23 protein-coding genes and 2 pseudogenes are annotated in these 21,537 nt (G+C 33.8%); 13 read left to right on the top strand and 12 right to left on the bottom strand.

What is annotated here, in order from left to right; translation table 11 throughout:
• The first annotated feature begins 75 nt into the window (after window positions 1-75).
• Window positions 76-1,436 (top strand): IS3 family transposase gene (locus ADJ83_RS24755; RefSeq protein WP_109768643.1). Its coding sequence is split into 2 segments (ribosomal slippage): window positions 76-532 and window positions 532-1,436, totalling 1,362 coding nucleotides; the frame shifts between segments, so codons are not numbered across the junction.
• Window positions 1,437-1,568: 132 nt separating this feature from the next.
• Here the strand turns inward: ADJ83_RS24755 and ADJ83_RS05400 are convergent.
• The 3 genes from ADJ83_RS05400 to ADJ83_RS05390 form a co-directional block, all read right to left on the bottom strand.
• Window positions 1,569-2,387, bottom strand: coding sequence for an AraC family transcriptional regulator (locus ADJ83_RS05400; protein WP_031536676.1), 819 nt, complete (start codon window positions 2,385-2,387; stop codon window positions 1,569-1,571).
• 617 nt (window positions 2,388-3,004) lie between these two features.
• Window positions 3,005-3,130: a hypothetical protein gene (locus tag ADJ83_RS26465; protein ID WP_255256528.1), complete on the bottom strand. Its 126-nt coding sequence runs from the start codon at window positions 3,128-3,130 to the stop codon at window positions 3,005-3,007.
• A 64-nt stretch (window positions 3,131-3,194) separates the two neighbouring features.
• Window positions 3,195-3,635, bottom strand: coding sequence for an Hsp20/alpha crystallin family protein (locus ADJ83_RS05390; protein WP_031536672.1), 441 nt, complete (start codon window positions 3,633-3,635; stop codon window positions 3,195-3,197).
• Between the two features lie 176 nt (window positions 3,636-3,811).
• Between ADJ83_RS05390 and ADJ83_RS05385 the strand changes: the two genes are divergently transcribed.
• Window positions 3,812-4,252: a cell wall hydrolase gene (locus tag ADJ83_RS05385; RefSeq protein WP_031536671.1), complete on the top strand. Its 441-nt coding sequence runs from the start codon at window positions 3,812-3,814 to the stop codon at window positions 4,250-4,252.
• Window positions 4,253-4,707: 455 nt separating this feature from the next.
• Here the strand turns inward: ADJ83_RS05385 and ADJ83_RS05380 are convergent.
• Window positions 4,708-4,875, bottom strand: a pseudogene (locus tag ADJ83_RS05380) (recombinase family protein); the annotation flags it as partial.
• A 220-nt stretch (window positions 4,876-5,095) separates the two neighbouring features.
• Between ADJ83_RS05380 and ADJ83_RS24750 the strand changes: the two are divergent.
• The 4 genes and pseudogenes from ADJ83_RS24750 to ADJ83_RS05365 form a co-directional block, all read left to right on the top strand.
• Window positions 5,096-5,302, top strand: a pseudogene (locus ADJ83_RS24750) (3'-5' exonuclease); the annotation flags it as partial.
• Window positions 5,303-5,481: 179 nt separating this feature from the next.
• On the top strand, window positions 5,482-5,676 hold the full coding sequence (locus tag ADJ83_RS05375; protein WP_031536670.1) for a sporulation YhaL family protein: 195 nt from the start codon (window positions 5,482-5,484) through the stop codon (window positions 5,674-5,676).
• Window positions 5,677-6,350: 674 nt separating this feature from the next.
• Window positions 6,351-6,434 carry a YjcZ family sporulation protein gene (locus ADJ83_RS05370; protein ID WP_035416275.1) on the top strand — a complete coding sequence of 28 codons (84 nt, stop codon included), beginning with the start codon at window positions 6,351-6,353 and terminating at the stop codon, window positions 6,432-6,434.
• 92 nt (window positions 6,435-6,526) lie between these two features.
• On the top strand, window positions 6,527-6,616 hold the full coding sequence (locus ADJ83_RS05365) for a YjcZ family sporulation protein (protein WP_035416274.1): 90 nt from the start codon (window positions 6,527-6,529) through the stop codon (window positions 6,614-6,616).
• A gap of 118 nt (window positions 6,617-6,734) precedes the next feature.
• On the opposite strand, the gene ADJ83_RS05360 is transcribed toward ADJ83_RS05365, so the two are convergent.
• From ADJ83_RS05360 to ADJ83_RS05335, 6 genes are all read right to left on the bottom strand, one after another.
• Window positions 6,735-6,914: a hypothetical protein gene (locus ADJ83_RS05360; protein ID WP_035416273.1), complete on the bottom strand. Its 180-nt coding sequence runs from the start codon at window positions 6,912-6,914 to the stop codon at window positions 6,735-6,737.
• 216 nt (window positions 6,915-7,130) lie between these two features.
• Window positions 7,131-7,679, bottom strand: coding sequence for a DUF3267 domain-containing protein (locus ADJ83_RS05355; RefSeq protein WP_031536668.1), 549 nt, complete (start codon window positions 7,677-7,679; stop codon window positions 7,131-7,133).
• A gap of 367 nt (window positions 7,680-8,046) precedes the next feature.
• Complete coding sequence (locus tag ADJ83_RS05350; RefSeq protein ID WP_031536667.1) at window positions 8,047-8,616, bottom strand: HTH-type transcriptional regulator Hpr; 570 nt, start codon at window positions 8,614-8,616, stop codon at window positions 8,047-8,049.
• A 499-nt stretch (window positions 8,617-9,115) separates the two neighbouring features.
• Complete coding sequence (locus ADJ83_RS05345) at window positions 9,116-9,466, bottom strand: YtxH domain-containing protein (protein WP_031536666.1); 351 nt, start codon at window positions 9,464-9,466, stop codon at window positions 9,116-9,118.
• A gap of 78 nt (window positions 9,467-9,544) precedes the next feature.
• Complete coding sequence (gene serC, locus ADJ83_RS05340) at window positions 9,545-10,627, bottom strand: 3-phosphoserine/phosphohydroxythreonine transaminase (protein ID WP_031536665.1); 1,083 nt, start codon at window positions 10,625-10,627, stop codon at window positions 9,545-9,547.
• A 312-nt stretch (window positions 10,628-10,939) separates the two neighbouring features.
• Window positions 10,940-11,362: an HIT family protein gene (locus tag ADJ83_RS05335; protein ID WP_031536664.1), complete on the bottom strand. Its 423-nt coding sequence runs from the start codon at window positions 11,360-11,362 to the stop codon at window positions 10,940-10,942.
• A 703-nt stretch (window positions 11,363-12,065) separates the two neighbouring features.
• On the opposite strand from ADJ83_RS05335, the gene ADJ83_RS05330 reads away from it, so the two are divergent.
• The 3 genes from ADJ83_RS05330 to ADJ83_RS05320 all read left to right on the top strand — a co-directional run bounded on the left by ADJ83_RS05330 (window position 12,066) and on the right by ADJ83_RS05320 (window position 14,866).
• Window positions 12,066-12,806, top strand: coding sequence for an ABC transporter ATP-binding protein (locus tag ADJ83_RS05330; RefSeq protein WP_031536663.1), 741 nt, complete (start codon window positions 12,066-12,068; stop codon window positions 12,804-12,806).
• The gene (locus ADJ83_RS05325; protein ID WP_031536662.1) at window positions 12,799-14,019 is read left to right on the top strand and encodes an ABC transporter permease; all 1,221 of its coding nucleotides are present in this window, start codon (window positions 12,799-12,801) and stop codon (window positions 14,017-14,019) included. The genes ADJ83_RS05330 and ADJ83_RS05325 overlap by 8 nt, the downstream gene beginning before the upstream one ends.
• A gap of 121 nt (window positions 14,020-14,140) precedes the next feature.
• A complete protein-coding gene (locus ADJ83_RS05320; protein ID WP_031536661.1) occupies window positions 14,141-14,866 on the top strand; it encodes an EcsC family protein in 726 nt (241 codons plus the stop codon).
• A 46-nt stretch (window positions 14,867-14,912) separates the two neighbouring features.
• On the opposite strand, the gene ADJ83_RS05315 is transcribed toward ADJ83_RS05320, so the two are convergent.
• Complete coding sequence (locus tag ADJ83_RS05315) at window positions 14,913-16,121, bottom strand: M20 family metallopeptidase (protein WP_031536660.1); 1,209 nt, start codon at window positions 16,119-16,121, stop codon at window positions 14,913-14,915.
• Window positions 16,122-16,290: 169 nt separating this feature from the next.
• On the opposite strand from ADJ83_RS05315, the gene ADJ83_RS05310 reads away from it, so the two are divergent.
• Window positions 16,291-16,950, top strand: coding sequence for a phosphatase PAP2 family protein (locus ADJ83_RS05310; RefSeq protein WP_048717154.1), 660 nt, complete (start codon window positions 16,291-16,293; stop codon window positions 16,948-16,950).
• A 304-nt stretch (window positions 16,951-17,254) separates the two neighbouring features.
• Here the strand turns inward: ADJ83_RS05310 and ADJ83_RS05305 are convergent, their stop codons facing one another.
• Window positions 17,255-18,658, bottom strand: coding sequence for a hypothetical protein (locus ADJ83_RS05305; protein ID WP_031536657.1), 1,404 nt, complete (start codon window positions 18,656-18,658; stop codon window positions 17,255-17,257).
• 454 nt (window positions 18,659-19,112) lie between these two features.
• Here ADJ83_RS05305 and liaF point away from each other — a divergent pair, with 454 nt between their 5' ends.
• Genes liaF through ADJ83_RS05290 form a run of 3 tightly spaced genes read left to right on the top strand, consistent with a single transcriptional unit; the run spans window position 19,113 to window position 21,530 of the window.
• Window positions 19,113-19,850: a cell wall-active antibiotics response protein LiaF gene (gene liaF, locus ADJ83_RS05300; RefSeq protein ID WP_031536656.1), complete on the top strand. Its 738-nt coding sequence runs from the start codon at window positions 19,113-19,115 to the stop codon at window positions 19,848-19,850.
• Between the two features lie 8 nt (window positions 19,851-19,858).
• Window positions 19,859-20,902 (top strand): sensor histidine kinase, encoded by a 1,044-nt coding sequence (locus ADJ83_RS05295; RefSeq protein ID WP_031536655.1) that lies wholly within the window; start codon window positions 19,859-19,861, stop codon window positions 20,900-20,902.
• A complete protein-coding gene (locus ADJ83_RS05290; RefSeq protein WP_031536654.1) occupies window positions 20,895-21,530 on the top strand; it encodes a response regulator in 636 nt (211 codons plus the stop codon). Before ADJ83_RS05295 ends, ADJ83_RS05290 begins: the two co-directional genes overlap by 8 nt.
• Window positions 21,531-21,537 lie beyond the last annotated feature (7 nt).

The following is a 21,537-nucleotide window of genomic DNA, read 5'->3' as shown; positions in this document are numbered from 1 at the left end:
CAAAAGTCAATTCTTTATGTATGAACTGCACCCCAATTGTTAGACACAACTAACAATTGGAGGTGCAGTTTTTTTATGGCAAAGTTTTCTCCAGAAGAAAAAATACAGGCAGTAAAACAATATTTAAATGGAAATGAAGGAGGAAAATCAGTTGCTGAATTTATAGGTGTTCATCCGAGTATTCTTCACCAGTGGATTAAACAATATGAGTACTTTGGTGAAGATGCTTTTGAAAAGCGCTATACATCCTATCCCGCAAAGTTTAAACTAGATGTACTCAATTATATGAACGAACAAGGGACGTCTATCAGGGATACAGCAGCGATTTTTAATATTCCATCTTATGAAACGGTTCGAAAATGGAAAGTTGCTTATGAAACAAAAGGATATGATGCCCTACAACCAAAGAAAAAGGGGCGACTATCTTTGAAGAATGACAATCAAGAATTACCGAAAAAACAAGAACAGACTGAAGGATCAATGGAAGCACTTCAGAAGGAATTAGAACATCTACGTATGGAAAATGCGTATTTAAAAAAGTTGAATGCCTTAGTTCAAAACAAGGGAAAATCACCAAACAAGACAAAGCGCAAGTAGTCTATGAATTAAGGCATGAATTTCCGGTGAAAGCACTTATAAAGCTCGCAAGCATTCCACGCAGCACATATTATTATTGGGTGAAAAACTTCAGTCGTCCCGATCCTGATGCAGAGCTGAAAGTATTGATTCAAACGATTTTTGAGGAAAATGATAGCTGTTATGGATATCGCCGTATTCGTGATGAACTTAGAAATCGCGGACATAAGGTCAACCATAAGAAAGTACAGCGTATCATGAAAGAATTAGGGATAAAATGTCAGGTTCGGATGAAAAAATATAAATCTTATAAAGGAACGGTTGGAAAAATTGCACCCAATATTTTAGATCGCAATTTTAAAGCTGAAAAACCAAATCAAAAATGGGTTACGGATATAACAGAGTTTAAGTTATTTGGAGAAAAGTTATATTTGTCACCTATTTTAGACTTATTTAACGGGGAGATCATTACCTATACCATCGGCTCAAGACCGACCTACTCTCTTGTTTCTACAATGTTAGATCAGGCTTTTGAACGTTTAAGAGACGATGATACCCTCCTCATTCATTCGGATCAAGGCTGGCACTACCAAATGAAGCAATATCGTCATTCTCTTAGTGAACGGGGTGTTACACAAAGTATGTCTCGCAAAGGGAACTGTTACGATAACGCAGTTATAGAAAACTTCTTTGGCATCATGAAATCAGAATTTCTTTATCGAAAAGAATTTGAAAGTATAGAACACTTTAAGAAAGAACTACAAAAATATATAAATTACTATAATCACAAACGAATCAAGGCAAAATTAAAAGGCATGAGCCCGGTACAATACCGAGTTCATGCCCTGCAAGCCGCCTAACGAAATAACCTGTCTAACTTTATGGGGTCACTTCAGTATGGAATTGACTTTTTAATTATATTTCTGATAGCGTATAATATTTGCGTTTCGTCTGCAGAGTCCCATAAACACATTCTATTACTGAATATGAATTTACTTCGGGATAACAGGGACCCAGAGTTCGTGTCTTGGTTTATGCTTCGGACCGTAATAACATTCTATACAAGGTAAATTTGCAAGTTCATACTCGGAGTTAGGAACCCACTCGGTATATAAACGTTTCCATGCATCTACTATGTTCGGAAATACTGCCCATGTACTTGCGGGTATAATAAGCGTCTCCATATTTTCAGGGGATTCCCCATCGTATCTTACGCCCATGAAATAGGAAAATTCTTCATCTGTTATGGCGGCTTCTTTTCCGCAAACCCCCAGAAGGCTTTCAAGCGTGCATTTTGGATTTTTCCATGACATAGCTACTAGTTCTTGCATAAATCCATCTTTTTTCGCGGTGTTCCAAAGCGTAGGGATTGTTTTAAATGCTCTGCTTGTTTTTACTGGCTTACTTTTTCCTACAATTCTTAATTCAAAATCAAGGTTTTCAATTCTGTAATCCATCTCGGTATCTCCTTTAATAGTAATTTGAAAGGATATTCTGGGAAAGGCTTTTAACTGTACCCCTCTATTATGAGCATTGGAAGGGGTTACTCCATGCATTTTTTGAAAAGCACGTGAGAAAGTATCAGAAGAAACATAACCATATTTAACTGCCACATCGATGATCCGAATTTCACTTTTTTGAATTTCAAATGCTGCGAGTGTTAACCGTCTACGTCTAATATATTTTGAGAGCGATACACCTGAGATTGAAGAGAACATTCTTGAAAAGTGAAACTCGGAAAATTTAGCTACTTTTGCAGTTTCTTTGTAGTCTATTTCTTTATTTTCAATGAAGTTTAACGCATGGTTCATTCTTTTAGCCAATTGTGAACATCAAGTAGAATGACACAATTTCTGCTATAATAACTGAAACACATTACTGGAAGTTATCATTCACATTTTATAGTGAATTGCATCCTCTAATAACAAGACATCTGTTAATCATTTTCTGATTTTATAAGGCAAAGATAAGTAACAAAGAGACAATAATCCATTTTAATAAGTAAAATAATGTATTTTTGAGCTTTCTATATGTAGTTATTGAATTAAAACAGTTTAGTTAAAGTACATTTATTTGCATACTTATTTTCAACAATGTAATTCAAGAAGAAGTAGAAAAAGAAATTACCTCTATGCAATAATAAGCAAGGAATGGGGGGGATAAGTTATCCTTATGTTAAATACTATCTACCGAGGTAATTAATTGAACGAAGTTTGAATTTATTCAAAATAAATACCCTGTATTACTCTAGTATAATAGATTTGGTTCTTACAACAATCTATACATAGTTTCTTATGTATCTTTAGGTGAAAACTCACAAAAAATAAAGAAAATACAGTAAGGGCATTTTTTTTACCTCTTAACTTTGTTACAACAATAGGGATGCCAAATTCGACACCCCCTTGTTTAGATAGTTCTAATCGGAAGATTAGTTAATATTGTTTTTAATATATGATGACTTAATGTTATGAGCAAGTTCATCTAATATAGCTTTCTTCTTATTATTTGAAGAATGACAAGTTAATATAAGCAAATCCACTAATTCTGGTTGCATATTAGATATCTCCTGCAAATAATCCTTATCAAATTCTTTCATAACTTCATATAATTTGCTCATTTTAATGAAATTCCACATCAATTTTCTTTTTATTATTTGGTGTAGTCTTTAACATTTTTACTTCTAATACACCATTTTTATAGGTTGCTGATACTCCCTCGGTAGATACAAGACTCGGAAGTGTTATAGCTCGGTGAAAACTACCTGTGTAACGTTCTTTTCTATACATATTTTTTTCTTTTGTTTCATTTGTTTTGTTTATAGAACCGCTAATCGATAATACATTATTTTCAATATCAATGTTTACGTCTTCTTTTTTCTCAAGTCCCGGTATATCACAAGTTGCAACAACTTCATTTTCACTTTCATGCACATCTACCTTAATACTTCCAAAGTGCTCTTTGTCCCCACTAAAATCAAACGGTAGGTCAGAAAAGATACGGTCAAAATCTCTTCTTATATTTACTAATTGTCTAAATGGGTCATAAGGTGTTAATGCCATAGTTACATTCCTCCTTCATTTATCATTCATATTCTCTTCATTTCTCATGAAATTATTAGCTTATGTATTATTTTCCTGATTTTTTCACAATTCATTTTAACTCGCTCATTAGTAAACTTCAACAAGGTATTTCTGATGAACAACGTTCATATAATTAGATATAGGGAGTGATAAAAGTGCCACGAGTAAAATATACCGAAAGTGATGTTGCATTGATGGCAAGGATGATGAGAGCAGAAGCTGAAGGAGAAGGACGACTAGGGATGCTTATGGTTGGTAATGTCATTGTAAACCGACTAAAAGCAGATTGTTTAGATTTTTTAAATTTAAGGTCAATAAGGGACGTGATTTTTCAAGTACAAGGAGGAAATTATTCTTTTGAAGCAGTACAAAAAGGGAATGTTTTTTATCAAGGTGCAAGAGATGTCGAAAAAAGATTAGCACGAAAAGCATTAGATTATTGGAGAGAGCATCCTTCTAAATATGCTCTTTGGTATTTCAATCCATATGGTAAATGCCCACCTACTTGGTACGCTCAACCATTAGCAGGTCAATATAAACAACATTGTTATTATGAACCCCAAGCTAATACATGCGAAAGCGTTTATAGATGGTAAAGCAGCATACGAATTGATATGTATTAATAAATAATTTGTTATCGATTATTAAGCTTGTATCGAAGATTTCAAAGAATCATTGTTACAAGCTTATATTACTTGCTTATCTTCAATAGTCGTGTCTTTTAAAACGATTAGGGATTCAATCCTTGTTGTAGATAAGGTCTCGTTATCTTAATATAGTACTTGTACTTTTTTTGCTCCATCTCCATCTGAAAATGAACGCATCCGTTAGTGAAGTAAAGTTATCGCTTCAGCCTCCAACTGATACCATTTTTCCACTGTAATATTCATCTAAGTTATCCCACTAATTTTTAGACTCTGACTTTAGATAGTTATAAATACATTCTTCCATAGAAAAAGGACCTTTTGTTTTAAAGTAAAGATTGTACGGGAGGAAACTTATGATTGGTGTGACCGCTTGAAAGAGATGCCACAGTTTTTGCTTATTAAGATTCTAGCCATGTATCCTTGAGTGATTTTAAGCTATCCTTTTTCCTTCGAATTAAATCAATCAATTCAAATAAGTACTGTGTACTCCGATTGATTCGGGTTGAGTCAGTAACAAAAATAATGTCACCTTCCTGTAGATCCTCTAACATTTTTTGAAGTTGCTCGCGCTCCTATGTTGCGACTCTACTGATATATAATTGAACAAATAAATTAAAAATTTACAGAAACAGGATGTTGCGGAATGAAAATTGCCAAAGGTAGAGAATTGCTTACACCTGAATAGAGGTAGGCTCTATAAATCTTTACTTTTTCTCACTATATATGAGAAAAATGCAAGAGAAGTATTGAAACTACTATATATTTAATATTTTTCTCACTTTATATATATAGATAATCAGCCATCACGGAAAGCCTGAATGGGGAAGTCCAAAAGCTCCGTTAATTAAAGAAGCGGAAATCTTACACTATATTGATAACTTAGATGCAAAAATGAATATGCTGGATCGAGTATTAGATCGAGTGAAACCAGGGGAATTTACGGAAAGAGTTTTTCCGTTAGAAAACCGTTCCTTTTACAAACCAACATTTCATAAATAAAAAGACTAGGATGAGTTCACTGAGTTCTCATCCTTTTTTTTGCATCCCAAAGATAAATGCTGCTTTTGCTAATCAAGTAATGTAATTTCTTGCAAAAAAGCCGATAAGAGGGAATAATCTAGTTTTTCTAGCATAGGATGAAATAAAAGATAGAAATTACTAGAAAGGGGTAATTTTCAATGCTAGGAATTCCACTTTGGGTTATTTTTGTATTGGGAGGAATTGCAATTAGTGCGATTATGGCTGTTAAAACTGGAAAAGAGGATAGAGCAATTGAAAATGAAATAATTGAACGGGAAGGAGAGGTTTATATGAAAAGACTAGAAGAGGAGAAAAAACGTAGAGATGGAGAAGTGAGGGTGTATGAGAATTAAACAACTGCTTGAAGTTTCTATTTAACTCTTTTTTTACAGTGGTAAATGGCAGTAAACTGTCTGTAAATAATTCGATTGGTTCAACTAACCAAACCAATAGTGTGATAGGAAAAAATCACCGTTGAGGGAAGTTTTACTTTCTTTGATACAAAGGATTAAATGTATAAGATTCATTCCTAAATAGCGTTTCTTCGTTTAATGGAAATGAATTTTGTAGATTGGATTCTTTGTTTTTTTATGTCTTTTCCATAAAGTTATTTGAGATGCTATTTTTTTGCGCCTTCCATTCCTTATAAAAAAATGGGTATATGTCCTGTTCCGAATTTAGGGCGAATACATATGATAAATTGAGCTTGAAAAAGAGCTCAAAGAATTCGCGTTAAGCAAATTCATAAGGTTGTTACGGTTTATATGGCAAAAGATGAAGTGAGAGTGGTAATACAGTACAAAGTATTATAAATATTAGTTCATTCTTTTATGGAGGATCTAAAATAAGATCTGTGGCTAACAAGTGACCAATAACATCCAATAGGGACGGACGAATATTGATAAAAAACAAATTTAGAATAAGTTGGTTATGGTTGTATGGAAGCCAATAAATAAAAGAAAGTAGAAAAACCGAAACACCATGTAATTTTTAAACAAATGGTAGCAACCTTAAAGGAGGTGTTACTATGGGTAACGTATACGGCGGAGGTTTTGCCTTAATCGTTGTATTGTTTATCTTATTAGTTATCGTTGGCGCTGCATGGCTGTAAGCTATAATAGCGTATAAAGGCAATCTTACTAGGATGAGTGCCTATTTATGCGCCAAAGAACAACTGGAACGATAGAGAGAGGAGGAATCTTCATGTCTGGTGGAGGAGTTTACGGTGGAGGCTTTGCTTTATTAGTAGTACTATTCATCTTATTAGTAATCATCGGAGCAGCTTGGCTATAAGTTGATCTGAAGGCATATAAAAAGAAGCAAGTGTAATAGTCTGTTTGGACTGCTATTACATTGCTTCTTTTCTACATATCTCCGTATATAAGACAGAGTTTGTTTAGTTAAAAAAATCTTAAAAAAGAATATCTACATAGGAAGAAATCAAAAGAATGGTAATAAGAACATTTATCGTTCGAAAGACTTTTGGTTGTTTTTCTTCAGGAATTTCTTTTTGTAAACATAGGGCATTTGTTAGTCTATTAATATTATATAAAATAAAAATAGCTAAAATAATGAAAATGGAGATCATCATTGATTCCCTCCTTTAAGCAGAATTTATTGTATGATATTTACATTATCAAATAACAGGACAAAAAGATAGTATTATCAACTATTTTAGGCAGTAAACTTAGATTCTTCGTCAGAAGGATTTTTTGCCTCCTTACAATCTATCTTTCTAGGAGGCTAGAAAATCAGTCGTTCTAGTTTTATCTCATTATATGTTTGGTAAAACAATAATAGTATCCATTTAAGATAATTCACTTACATTATTTATTAATATCTCAAATCCATCCTCGTTTTCTTCTACATAGCAAGAACGTGGTGATTTCCAGAGGTTTTTTATCCGAATGAAATCTGGAACACAAATACCTGTATGATAAGCGAAAATCATTAAAAAATAATGAACATAGCTCGTGAAAAGGAAGCAAGATACAAGTAATAATCCACTAATGATGACAAAAGGAAAAATTAGTGCGAATTGAAATTGAATTTTTCCGATTGGTTCTTTTACTTGAATGTGTAAAACAGGTAAAAATTGTACATTCCATGTTTTCTTAATTTTATCCCCTAAATGAATCATTGGTAATAAATGCAATAATTTGTGTAAAGGATATATAAGCAATATAGATGTCATAAATAATAAAAAATAATCGTCAGAAAGTTTGTTATTTGCAAAATAGGTTGTTATTGGTACATATAAGAAAAGAAAACAACCAATCGTTGTCATAGAAGACAAAATAAATAGGCGCTGCGTTCCATATTTTTTATGGAAGTTGACAGTCTTCCAACAGTTCATGTTAATACCCTCCATAGGGAGAAATTTTTAGCTACTTTTAATAATAAATTCTCGCTTGAATAACTAATAATTGGAAGAATATCTTTTTCTTTTTCTTATCTTGCGTTTAATCAAGCAAACTTACCTTGATACTTTACGACGAAAAGAGTAAAAAATCAATAGGCTCTTAATACAAATTTATGACATTTATTAAAAATATTATTTGCAAACAGAAAAATATCATGCTTTATATGTATTTTACTTACATTTGTAAAACTTATTTAAATTTTCCGAAAAAAAGATAAGAAAGCAACCTGCTCTCTTATCTTTTTTACCACCGGTCAAGAATGTCCCAAACCTAGAGTCCTATTCCCCAATTTCTATTTCTCTATTTAGAATATACTGGATCTTTTTTCTTTAGATGTCCTTCATCCTCTTCCAAAATATCGTCAAGATTAGAAAAGGATTTTTCGAAAATTTCAATAAAATCGTCTCCATAAATATGCTTAACGATTGTCATCATTTCTAGAAGCTCTGGAAACTTTCCATATAGATTTTTGATTGGCAAGGAGGCGGATAATGCTGAGCTATTATTTGGATTATAATCTTCCATAATTTGAACAAATACTTCTTTCCCTTTATCTGTAAGGCAAATATACGTATTTCTTTTGTCATTTTCTTTTTTCGAGAATTGTAGTAGTCCTCTTTCTTCTAATTTCTTCGAAAAATTAAATGCTGTTGAGACATGCATTACTCCGAAATTTGCTACATCTGAAATAGATGCTCCGTTTAGCTGGTAAGCAATCCAAAGTATGTGGTGCTCATTAATGTTCAAATCATACGGTTTAATCCAGCTTTGCCAATCTTTCTCGATTGCCTTCCATAATGCTTTGCTAAGTTGTCCGATTCTTTGAGTAAAGAGTAAAGCATCCTTCATTGAAATCTGACTTTCATTCATCCACAATCACCTACTTTTCTGTTATCTATAAACATTATGCCAATAAAACAAAAATTAATAAAGATAAAAATTAACAAAATTTTTAGAAATAAGAATTTTTATTTAAAGTAAGCGCTTAATTGAATAGATATGTAAAAAAGTAAATAAAAATTCATGTATTTGTTTAGACATATTTGAGGAAATAAAGTTTGGGAAGGATAGAAAAAAATGAAAGTGGGGAGATTACCTGTCTAAAAAATTATGGATTAGGAAAAAAGAAGGGAGAAGTTTTTTTGGAGAGTGAATAAGAAATTAATTGTTGAAAAAGAGAAGTAAAAAAATGGAATGTGATAATTGGTAGAAAAAGGACTAGGAAAATTATATGCGAATAAAGATTTAACATTGTTGTGTTAGAAAAAGTGACATAACTAAGGCGATTTTGAATAGATAAAAAAATGGAGGGATTCCTTGTTAGAAAACCTCCACTTTTTTAAAAATTTTTTGCCATGTAAAGACTAAGCTATTTTAAATCATTTTCTAACTCATTAATGGTTGATTGTAATTCATCGAGTTCCTGTTGAAGTAATTCCTGATGTGGCTTAATTTCTTCTTTCCACGTATCTAAGGATTGTTTAAGGTCTTCAATAAAGTCGCTTAAAACTGTTTTTCCTTCTACAGTAACAGTTTTAATGGAATCTTTTATTTCATTTAAATCGATTTTTAATTCTTGAATATGTTGTAGAAAAGCTTTTCCATTATCATTGCAGACTCTTCTCACTTCTTTTCCTGAGTAAGGAGTTGTCAGTAAGGTAGTAATTCCAGCTGCAATTCCTCCAATTAAAAATCCTGATAAGAATGATTTTGCGCTCATTTGCTAACACCTCGCTCTTTTTCCTTATTATAACGTAATCAAGTTATCATTACTATTTTTAAGGATATTTCGTATTTATTAGAGGTGATTGTTTTGAAAATCCTTCATAAATTTAGCTAGTTCGACAACATGTTCCAGTGGAACAGCATTGTATATAGAAGCTCGGCAACCTCCAACAGATCGATGACCGTTTAGACCAACAAATCCTGCTTCCTTTGCTTCCTGTAAGAAGGCCTTTGTAAGCTTTTCTGACGGCAAAGTGAAGGTTACGTTCATTTTTGAACGGCTCTTTTCTTCTGCATGTCCTCGGTAAAAACCATTACTTTGATCCATAACATTATATAATTGTTGTGCTTTTTCCTTATTTATGTTAGCTATTCCTTCGATACCACCTTGTTGTTTCACCCATTTTAGTACTAGAGATAAAAGATAAATACCTAAAGTAGGAGGGGTATTGAATAATGAATTATTCTTAGCATGTGTATGATAACTTAACATAGTTGGCAAAGTGTTATCTTCTTTAATTAAATCTTTTCGAATGATAACTACCGTTACGCCAGAAGGTCCAAGATTTTTTTGGGCACCGGCATATATAATGCCAAATTGTGATACATCAATTGGTGTACTTAAAATATCACTGGACATATCAGCTATTAAAGGTACAGATAAATTTGTTGGATAATTGCTCCATTGAGTTCCATAAATCGTATTGTTGCTTGTAATATGCAGATAAGCAGCATCCTTTGGCAATTCAATTTGTTCAGGATTCGGAATATATGTGTAGTTATCCTCTTTACTAGATACTGAAATTGCTGTATTGCCAAGTTTAGCGGCTTCTTTGATTGCCTTTTCTGACCATACGCCAGTCAGTGCGTAATAGGCCGTTTTATTTTTCGGAAGCAAGTTCATTGGTACCATCGTAAATTGAAGACTTGCTCCTCCTTGTAAAAAAAGAATGTCATAATTATCTGGTATGGAAAGTAGAGACGTAAGGAGCTCTTTTGCTTCATTATGTACAGCCTCATAGTCTTTGCTGCGATGGCTTAATTCCATTAAAGACATTCCTGTATCATTAAAATTCAGCCAATGCTCCTTTGCCTCTTGTAGAACCCATTCAGGTAAAGCAGCTGGACCTGCATTAAAATTATATGCTCTTTTCAACGTTCTTTCCTCCTAAATTCACTTTTTCAACTAGTAATGTGGTAAAGACAAAAAGATTACCCTTATACTAACAAATTCCGCTGATTTGTACAGATTAAAAAACACCTTTTTTGAAAAAATGAGAATTTTTCAAAATGGTGTTTTGGGGTTTTGTGCTATTAAAAAAATATTTTCCCCAGCTTCGAAAATGTTTATAGTTGATACGATAGGGGAGAAAGAACGAATGAGATGAAACGGAAATTATTATTATATAGCTTTTGGAAAAAATGAATTTTTTAAGAAATATCTTTACTCGCTGTTACTTTTGTCTCTTTACTTCACTTTTTCTTTAATTTTATCCGCAATTTCTGTTAATTCTTCATTTGAATATCCGTCGAAATTTGTTTTCCATACTGCACCGAATCCATCCCCTTTTCCGTATCTTGGTATGAGATGCATATGATAATGGAAAACAGACTGTCCCGCTTTTTCGCCATTATTATTTAAAAGATTTAACCCAATTGGTTCATAAGCCTCTTTAATTGCGGATGCAATACTTGGTACCACTTCAAACAGATTGCTTGCTATTTCAGGGGTTAATTCGTAAATATCTTTCGCATGTTTTTTAGGTATCACCAATGTATGTCCCTTTGTTACCTGGCTTATATCTAAGAAAGCCATAACATGTTCATTTTCAAAAACTTTTTTAGATGGAATTTCTCCAGCGATTATTTTGCAAAAAATGCAGTCACTCATAAAAAAACCTTCCTTCATTATGTATTACCAATATTTTAACACAGGAGCTATTTTAATGAACACCAAAAGGAAAGAGGGTGCCTTGTAAGGAGCCTCTTATCATAAATGTTCCAAGTGAGAAGTTTAAGTTAACTCCTTTAACATGGAAATACATGATAAGAATACCTTGTAAGGACACCCTCTTTTTGAAGGAGAGAACTTCTATTTTTATCGTTTAGGGTTCTTCTCTTTGATAAACACCTCATTTAAAAATGAATTGTTTTACTTTTATGAGAAAAATCGATCATTGTTCAAACGAACCATCCCCTTAAATGTCTTTATAAGTTTATCAACGTATAAAGATTGGATGACAGTCTGCGACAAACACCTCATTTCAAAGTGGAAATGATTTATAAGGCTGCTTTTGATAGAAAGCAACTTGGTGTTACTGATCTTATGTTTATATCTTGCTTATGCAAGGCAAACATCCCCTTTAAAAACGAATGGAAGTTTCTTTTAAAAGATCTCTATAGAATCTTTTGCAAACACCTCATTTAATATTGAAGTTTATACTGCAATATTTCATTGGTGCTCCCCTTCAATAAATAGAATGTCCTGATTAAGAATTTATATACAAAAGAATTAAAAGTTTTTCTGCACAATCATTTTTAATTAACGGAGAATGTTGTTAAACTATAGATAATACATATTGGAGGTACAAAATATGGCGTTGTTAGAAATAAAGAATGTTACTGGGGGATATACAAAGAATCCTGTTCTAAAAGATATTTCTTTTTCCATCAATAAGAATGAGATGGTCGGTTTAATTGGGTTAAATGGTGCAGGGAAAAGTACTACTATTCGTCATATTATTGGCTTAATGGAACCCCATAAAGGAGAAATATTCATTAATGGAAAGACGTTTGAAGGGGACAAAGAGGCCTATCGAAAAGAGTTTACCTTTGTGCCAGAAACACCTATATTATATGATGAATTAACATTGGAAGAGCATTTGAAAATAACGGCGATGGCATATGGATTATCTCAATCTGACTATCAAAAGCGAATGGAAGCATTATTAAAAGAGTTTCGAATGGAAAAAAGATTAAAATGGTTTCCTGCTCATTTTTCTAAAGGAATGAAGCAAAAGGTGATGATTATGTGCGCTTTTCTAGTGGAACCATCTCTTTATATTGTGGATGAACCATTCGTTGGATTGGATCCACTTGGTATTCAGTCTTTGCTCGATCAACTTAAGAGAATGAAGGAAAAGGGTGCAGGGATTTTAATGTCTACTCATATTCTTGCTACTGCAGAAAGATATTGTGACCGGATTATCATTATTCACGAAGGAAAAATTAAATGTCAGGGAACGATGGAGGAATTAAGGGCGGCCTTTAATATGCCAGGTGCTACACTGGATGATCTATATATTCTTCTAACAAAGGAAGAAGAACATGTTTGAATTTAATGAAAAGCAATTATGGAAAGATAGAGCTGGACAAACAGCAAAAGAATATGGTCAATATTTAAAGTATATTTTCAATGGACATCTTGTGATAGTGTTAGTGTTTTTGTTAGGAACTGCAGCCTTTTACTATCAAGCCTGGCTGAAAACGATTCCCGATGATTTTCCTGTGGCGCTTATTATGAGCATTATCCTTACTTTTTTTCTGACAAATAGTCCTACCTATACCTTTTTAAAGGATGCCGATCGGATCTTTTTGATTGCTGTTGAGATGAAAATGAAGAAATATTTTCTGAAGTCAATGGTGGTTAGCTTTGTTATCCAAGGATATTTACTGTTGATCCTTTTGGCAGCACTAATGCCGTTGTATGCACAAGTACATGGGGGGGACTTTAGCCGTTTTTGGTATTTACTAATTGTGCTATTGATCACGAAAGGGGCTAATTTGCTTATTCGCTGGCATATTCAATATTATGTAAATGTTCACTATCATTACACAGATACTGTTGTGCGTTTCTTTGTGAATTTAGCTATACTTTATTTATTATTTGCAGATTCTTCTCCCTACTTTATTCTTGTTTTACTCCTTATCATGGCATTTTTGCTTGTTTATTTCCAGAAGGCGACAAGCAAGAAAGGGGTAAAATGGGAATATTTAATCGAACAGGATGAAAAAAGATTAGCCTCTTTTTATCGTTTTGCGAATATGTTTACAGAGGTACCTAAACTAAGAAATCATATTAAAAGAAGACGTTTACTTGATTTGTTGTTTAGTCGAATTCCTTATGTGAAAGATAAAGTGTTTGCCCATTTATATTGGAGAACCTATATACGTGCAGGTGACTATTTTGGACTAACACTAAGGTTAACTGTGATAAGTGGAATTTTCATCTTTTTCTTATCTTTTGGACCAGGTCAAGTTTTCATTAGTGTATTATTTGTTTTCTTAACTGGTTTGCAGTTATTGCCGCTTTGGAATGCTTATGATAACAAGCTATGGATTACTATTTATCCAGTCGAATCCTCTTATAGAGAAAAAGCTTTTAAGCAAATAATGGCTACTATTTTAGGATGGCAAGGATTTGTTTTAACGCTTATTATTGCACTTAAAGGGGACTTTTTATATGCAGTGATTTCTTTAATAGTTAATGGAGCCTTTATTGCTTTTTTTGTTTTAATGTATATAAATAAAAAAGTGAAACATTCCTAAAAGATAAGGAGCTTTAAACCTTCATTTGCCAAGGATTAAAGCTCCTTTTTGATTAGTAGATAGAAAAAAGAGAACTATTTGTTTATAGTCAACGTAAGAATAAGCAAAAGGAGGAATGCAGATGAATGAATATGAACAGAGAGCATTCATAGAAGTGGAGGAGTGGAAACGTAAACTTCAAAAACGTTCTTCTATTTTAAATAGAGTATCCAAGAAGGCACAGAATAAAATAAATGCCTATATCCCCGATAAAATTCAGCAAACAATTACCGAAGCGATCAAACAGATGATCCAAGCGACGCTTGCTGGTAGCAATATATTAAAGAAAAAGAATCTGCCACGATTTCACACTTTACAAGGAAAAGATGAGGAGTTAACGAAAAAGATTGGCCAATATAAAAAGATCGCTGTTGTAGAAGGCGCTGGAACTGGTGCCGGTGGGATTCTGCTTGGATTGGCTGATTTTCCACTATTACTTTCTATTAAAATGAACTTTTTGATGGAAACAGCAACTATCTATGGATATGATACGGACAAATTAGAAGAAAGAATCTATTTGCTTTATATCTTTCAGTTAGCTTTTTCAAGTGAAGGCAAACGAAGAGAAGTTTTAGAGGTAATCGAGAATTGGGAACAAGAAAAGCAAAAAGTTGCGGGTCTTAACTGGCAGGAGCTACAACAGGAATATCGGGATTTTATTGATTTTGTGAAAATGCTTCAGCTTGTCCCAGGGATTGGTGCCGCAGTTGGTGCCTACGCAAACTATAATTTATTAGATCAATTAGGTGAGGCTGCTAAAAATGTATATCGCTGGCGTTATTTTCAAGAACAGAAACAATTAAAATAAAGGAATGGATTCGTTAAGTTGAATCCATTCCTTTTGATTCTGGAATTTACGATATTTTAATTGTATTCGTTTCTTCTTCAGAAAAGGTAAGATTGTAATTAATTGCAACAGACCCAAGTGTTTTTGCTGCAATAAGCATTGCTTTTTCGTTAATATCGAATCTTGGATGATGGTGTGGATAAGTAAGGCCGTTTGCATCAGGCATTGCACCTGTAAAGAAAAAAGCTCCTTTTCTATGCTGAAGGTAATAGGAAAAATCCTCACCTGTTAATTCTGGTTCTCCTTCTTGCACAAACACTCCTAGAATGTTTTCGGCACAACGAGCTAAAAAAGAAGTTTCTTCTGAGTGATTGACAACAGCTGGATATCCATCATCATATTCATATTCATACGTGCTATTCGCTGTATAGCAGGTTCCTTTTATCACTCTTTCCAGCTCTTCTTTAATAAGTGCTTGCGTTTCTAAATTAAATGTTCGAACTGTTCCTCCTATTGTAGCAGTATCAGCAATTACATTAAAAGCATTTCCAGATTCAAAGTAGCCTACTGTTAAAACAGCATTGTGGATTGGGTTAACTTTTCTGCTGACAATTTGTTGCAGATTAATGACGAGTTGGGAAGCTGTAACAAGAGAATCTTTTGTCTTATGGGGCTGTGCTCCATGTCCACCTTGTCCTTGAATCTTGACTTTAAATTCATCGGCAGCAGCCATCATTGGACCAGCTTTATAGGAAACAGTACCTGTAGGAAGCGTCGCCCATAAATGAGTACCGAATATAGCATCCACATTTTCGAGACAGCCAGCTTCAATCATCGCTTTTGCTCCACCGGGGTTTGATTCCTCTGCGTGTTGGTGAATGAAAACGAAATTTCCTGACAATTTTTCTTTAAATTCATGTATTACTTTTGCAAGGATTAATAATGTCGCCGTGTGTCCATCATGACCACAGGCGTGCATAACACCTGGAACCTTTGATTTATAAGCAACTTCTTTCTCATCCTGTATCGGAAGGGCATCAAAATCAGCGCGTAAAGCAACTGTCTTGCCTGGTTTTCCTCCAGTTATTTTTGCTACTACTCCATTTCCGCCGATGTTGCCAGTAACCTGAATTCCTAATTTTTCATAGAAAGAGATGATATACTGAGCTGTTTTATACTCTTTAAATGATAATTCTGGATGCTGATGAAGGTATCTTCGTATTTCGACCATTTCGTCATAATAGTTCTCTAATTGTTCCCATATTTCTTCTAGCATCTCTTTCACCTCGTTTTACTATTTTGAATATTTTTATTATAGCATGGAAAAAGTAGGAGGATAGGAGAAAGGTAGATGGAAAAGGATTAGTTCTTAATTTTCCCCTATCCTAATGAAGGGAATGTTGTTAAAATAAGGTTTAAATGGAATATCGTATGGAGGGCAAAACATGGATATTAGAAAATCAAAAATGGCTTGGGGTCTGTTAATCCTTTCGTTCTTATTTTTTATCCTTCTTATTATTGGCGTATCTGGTCAGGAGAAATTGGCCACTGATACAGCGATAACTGATTTTATACATATCCTTTTTTCAACTAGCTTAAATCCTTTTTGGGAAGGGGTATCTTATTTAGGAGATAAGATTGGGATTGGAATCATTGCCTTGCTTTTCATCCTTTTTCTTTGGTGGAAAAAGAAAGATTATGCTGGGATTGTCACATTTGTTCTATGTGTGGGAATAGGTAATGAATTAAATAAATGGGTAAAGGATCTAGTAGTAAGACCTAGACCGATAACAGCGGATGCTATAGAGGCAGACAGTTTTAGTTTTCCTAGTGGGCATGCAATGGTAGGATTGCTTCTCTACTTGTTTATTGCCCATCTTATCGCAAAGGAAATAAAAGCAAATGCAGGGAAACTAATATTAGCAGGTGCTGCCTTTGTATTAATTCTACTAATTGGGATAAGCAGAATTGCTTTAGGGGCACACTATCCAACAGATGTTATTGGTGGCTACTTATTAGGAGGAATTTGGTTATTTATATGGGTAGGTTTGTACGAAACTTTTAAAGATAGACTGAATAGACGTAAGAATGAGGCTGGGACATAAGCTGTGCAACTAATAATAAACACGAATTTTTATGTGGTTAATTTACATAAAATTTCGTGTTTATTAATTTGGAAAAACTATACTTTTTCAGTGCCCTCGCAGCGTGGAGGATCAGCTTACTCCCCGGCGCATCGTGCGTCTGTAGCGCAATGGAACGACTTAGTTTTTACGCTTAACTATATTTAAAAACTAAATTAGAAATTGTTCCTCTTTAAAGATTAGTTATTTAGTTTTGTCCCAGCCTTTTTTTAAAAATATGAAGCTTAATACCTTGATTATTTATTAGTGTGGTCCGGCTGTCTATTTAGATAAGAAACATTGCGAAAATGGTGGTAACCGCTAATCCGATACAAACTGGAAGAAGATTTCGTCTAGCTAATTCAAATGGATCGACATTACATATTGCAGCAGCAGGAATTAACGCCCAAGGCACTAGAGTTCCGCCACCAACCCATATTGCAGCAATTTGCCCTAAAGCAGTTAAGGTGCTTATGCCACTGCCAATTGCATGGGCAAACAAACCAGCAATGGATCCTGCTAAAGAAATTCCGGAGAAGCCAGAACCGTCTAAGCCTGTAATAACACCAACAGCAGTTAATGTGACTGCTCCAATTTCTTTCGTTAATGGAACAGTGGAAGCTATAGCAACTCCGAGATCATTTACAATTCCGTGTGACTCTTTTGGAAGAAAGTCCCCGATAATCGTATTAAAGCCTGAGTCACCTAAATAAAAGAATGCGGCAATGGGAATAACTGGACCAAAAACTTTAAAGCCAAATTGAAAACCTTCGATTAAATAACTGGTTGTTTTTTCTAACCCCTTGTTTTTATAGCTTACTAGTGTAATTAAAAGAAGAATAATAATGGATGTTCCTCCAACTAGTGCAGTAGCATCTCCACCTTGTAAATCTAGAAGAAACATGGCAACTACGTCAAGAATAAAAAGAATCGGAATAAGAATGGCAAATAATTTCTTTTGGGTTCTGCTAAGCAGTAATTGATTAACTGAAGGAAGTAGTTCTGATGTACTGGAAGATTTGATGCCGGTCGAATAAGTTAATGTTCCTCTTTTCATATCACGTTTAATAAAATAGAAAGCAGAAATAGTGGTCACAAGTCCCATAACAATAACTAGGGGAATACTTGCATGCATGACATCTTGCACAGGGATACCAGCAGCATCTGCAGTTAGCTTTGGAGCTGCTTGAATAATATAGTCTCCTGATAGAGCGATTCCATGACCAAACAAGTTCATAGCCATGGCAACAGCAATTCCTGGCAAACCAACACGCAGCGCGACTGGTAATAAAACAGCACCAATTAATGCTACTGCAGGAGAAGGCCAGAAAAAGAAAGAAATCAACATCATTACGATACCAATCGTCCAATATGCAAGACTTGGTGAACGAATTAATTTCGAAAAGGGAGAAATCATCACATCATTAATCCCTGTTTTTGTCAAAATTTTGCTCATTGCAACGATGATGGAAATGACCACAATAGTAGGTAACAATTCTGTGATCGCAAAGATAAAACTATTAAAAATACTGCTAATCGACGTGCTTAATGACCCAGTTGCTGTAATGGCTAAAAGAAAGATTCCGACAATACAAATAAATGTTGTATCTCTTCTCATAACCATAAATCCGATAATAAAAACAATAAATAATACATATATCCAATGAAGTGCTGTTAATTCAATACCCATTTAATGCAGCTCCTTTCCCGATTTAAGGTCGATAATGCAATAGGCATTTATCACAATTCGGTTAATACAGACTATGTGGCTGCATGTAAAAGGTGATAAGTCCTTTTAAGAAAAATGGGTATCCCTCTTAACGGAAGTAATATCTATTGCTCGAGATAACAAATAAAGAGAAAGGAGGAGGACAATGAGTAGAAGATTTCTATTATTATCGATCAGGGGAGATTCTGCTTCGTTTTATGGAACCTCCTTATATCTGAAGTAAGGAGAAATTATTACATGAAAAAATGGAGACTACTTCTAAGGACGGAGAAAAAAACTTCGATAGAAGGAACAAAAATAGTCGAAATGATAGTACAATAAGTTTATATTCTTGTTGTCCTTTTTGGAATTTTATCCATATAGAAAGAAGAAATATCACCCAAAGTATAAATGTTTAAAGAAAGAAGGGAAGTCTTTGAAAAAATCTATCCCCAAAACATTGTTTTCCATTACTTTACTGGTTCTAGGCGTTATCCTATTACTCATTAGTATAGGTGTCATTTCCTTGGAAATAAAAAAAATATTTGTCATAATATATCCGTTTTTGTTGTTTATATATGGAAGTCTATCTCTTTATCATATTTCATTAAAGAGGAAAAATAATTTGTTTTTCACTTTATTTATTCTTGTGTTTTCAATTTTATTAATATTGGATCGATTCCAAGTATTGGAATTTGGTTTCGTGGATTTTTGGAGATTATGGCCATTAGTAATTATTCTTTTGGCATTAAGGCTTATTAGCCCAAAGAAATTTTCTTTTGAATATGATAATGGAGGAAACCGCTACACAAAGAAATCATTTCGAATTGGCGACGTGAAATATAACACAGACAACTGGTCTGTTGAACCAATGCATATATCTCATGGGATAGGAGATGTCTATATCGATTTTAGCAAAGCCTTTATTCCAGAAGGAGAAACTGAATTGTTTATACATGCTAGAATTGGTGACATAAAAATTATTGTTCCAGATGATTTAGCGATGAATGTTACTGCAGAAGCGAAAATTGGAGAAGTACGCATACTTCAATCAATTAGAGATGGGCTTGGAAATAGCTTAGAGTATGTAACACCCGATTATGAAGAGGCAATAAAAAAAATTAAATTGAATATTTTAATAAATATAGGCGATATAGCTGTGCAAAAGGTATAGGAGGAAACATGAAGCAGACAAGTAGCCGTTATGGATATTACCGAAATGTAGCTTTAACAAGTATGATTAGTGCTTTATTGTTATTTATAAGTATACAAATTTATTTATATTTGTTTTCTGCTTTTGTTATGACAGCTATAGAAAGTTTCATTTTAGCAGTTATTTGGTTTTTCCTAACTTCTATAATTGGTTTTTACTTCGCCTTTAAATGGAATAGCACGATTAAGAAGCAATTAGATGAGGTATTTTGGTTTACATCGTCTTTACGGAGAGGGAAAATACCAGGGAAAATGCAGCTATCCACGAATGAGTATGTATACGGTGTGAAAGAAGAACTTAATCAACTTGCAGACTATCAACAAGAACAAGTCCATTCATTGCAAAGATTAGCAAATGAAAAAATAACACTTGGCCAAACTGCTCATAATGCTGCAGTTATAGAAGAAAGGCAAAGACTTGCAAGAGATTTGCATGATGTTGTCAGTCAACAATTATTTGCATTAAACATGATGTCTTCTGCTGCATATAAAGTTTTTGACAGCAATCCAGTTTTGGCAAAAGAACAGTTAAAAGAAATTGTGTCGATTGCAGGAAAAGCACAAGGAGAAATGCGAGCATTATTGCTACATTTAAGGCCCGTTGAATTAAGTAATGATACATTGTGTGATGGAATTATTAAGCTAATTCAAGAATTGAAGGGAAAAACAACGCTCCATTTTTCTGCGAGCATTGATGAAATAGAAGGTTTAACTACGGCTGGACAAGAACATTTATTTCGAATCGTACAGGAAGCCTTATCCAATGTGCTTCGTCATTCCCATGCAGATAAAGTAAGAATCATTTTGGAAGAGCGCGGAAATTATGCTCATTTACATATTGGAGATAATGGAAAAGGATTTGATCCAACTATAGAAAGGATAGCTTCCTATGGATTAAAAACGATGAGAGAGCGTTGTGAAGAAATTGGTGGCATAATGGAAGTTCGCTCGAAAATTGGAGAAGGTACATATATTGATATTAGAGTTTCGACTAAGGGGTGGGAAAATGATTAAAGTAGTAGTTGTTGACGATCATGAGATGGTCCGGAAAGGGATTATATCTTATTTAATGACAGAGTCGAATATTCAAATTGTAGGAGAAGCCAATAGTGGTCAAACGGCTGTTCAGCTTGTTATAAAAGAAAAGCCAGATATTGTCCTGATGGATTTACTGATGGAAAACGGAAATGGAATCGAAGCAACTAAAGCCATTCTAACAGAATATCCTAGCTGTAAAATCATTATTATAACAAGCTTCTATGATGAAGCTCAAGTAATTCCAGCGATAGAGGCAGGTGCCTTTAGCTATTTACTAAAAACAGCGAGTGCCTTTGAAATTGTTCAGGCTATTAATAAAGCCAATAGTGGAGAAGCAATAATTGAGCCTAAAGTTGCTAATGTTATGGTCAAAAAATTACGAGCAACAGAAAGAAAACCCCATGATGATCTAACAGAAAGAGAATCGGAAGTACTAATGTGTATTGGAGAAGGCATGACAAATCAAGCGATTAGTGAGGAATTATATATCGGGATAAAAACGGTAAAGACCCATGTTAGCAATATATTATCCAAGCTAGGAGTAGCCGACCGAACACAAGCAGCTGTTTATGCAAATCGAAATGGCATAATTAAGACAAGGTAGTTAGTTG

This window comes from Bacillus sp. 522_BSPC (assembly GCF_001076885.1).
Taxonomy (GTDB): Bacteria; Bacillota; Bacilli; order Bacillales; family Cytobacillaceae; genus Niallia; species Niallia hominis.
This window is presented reverse-complemented; position numbering and strand designations above follow the sequence as displayed.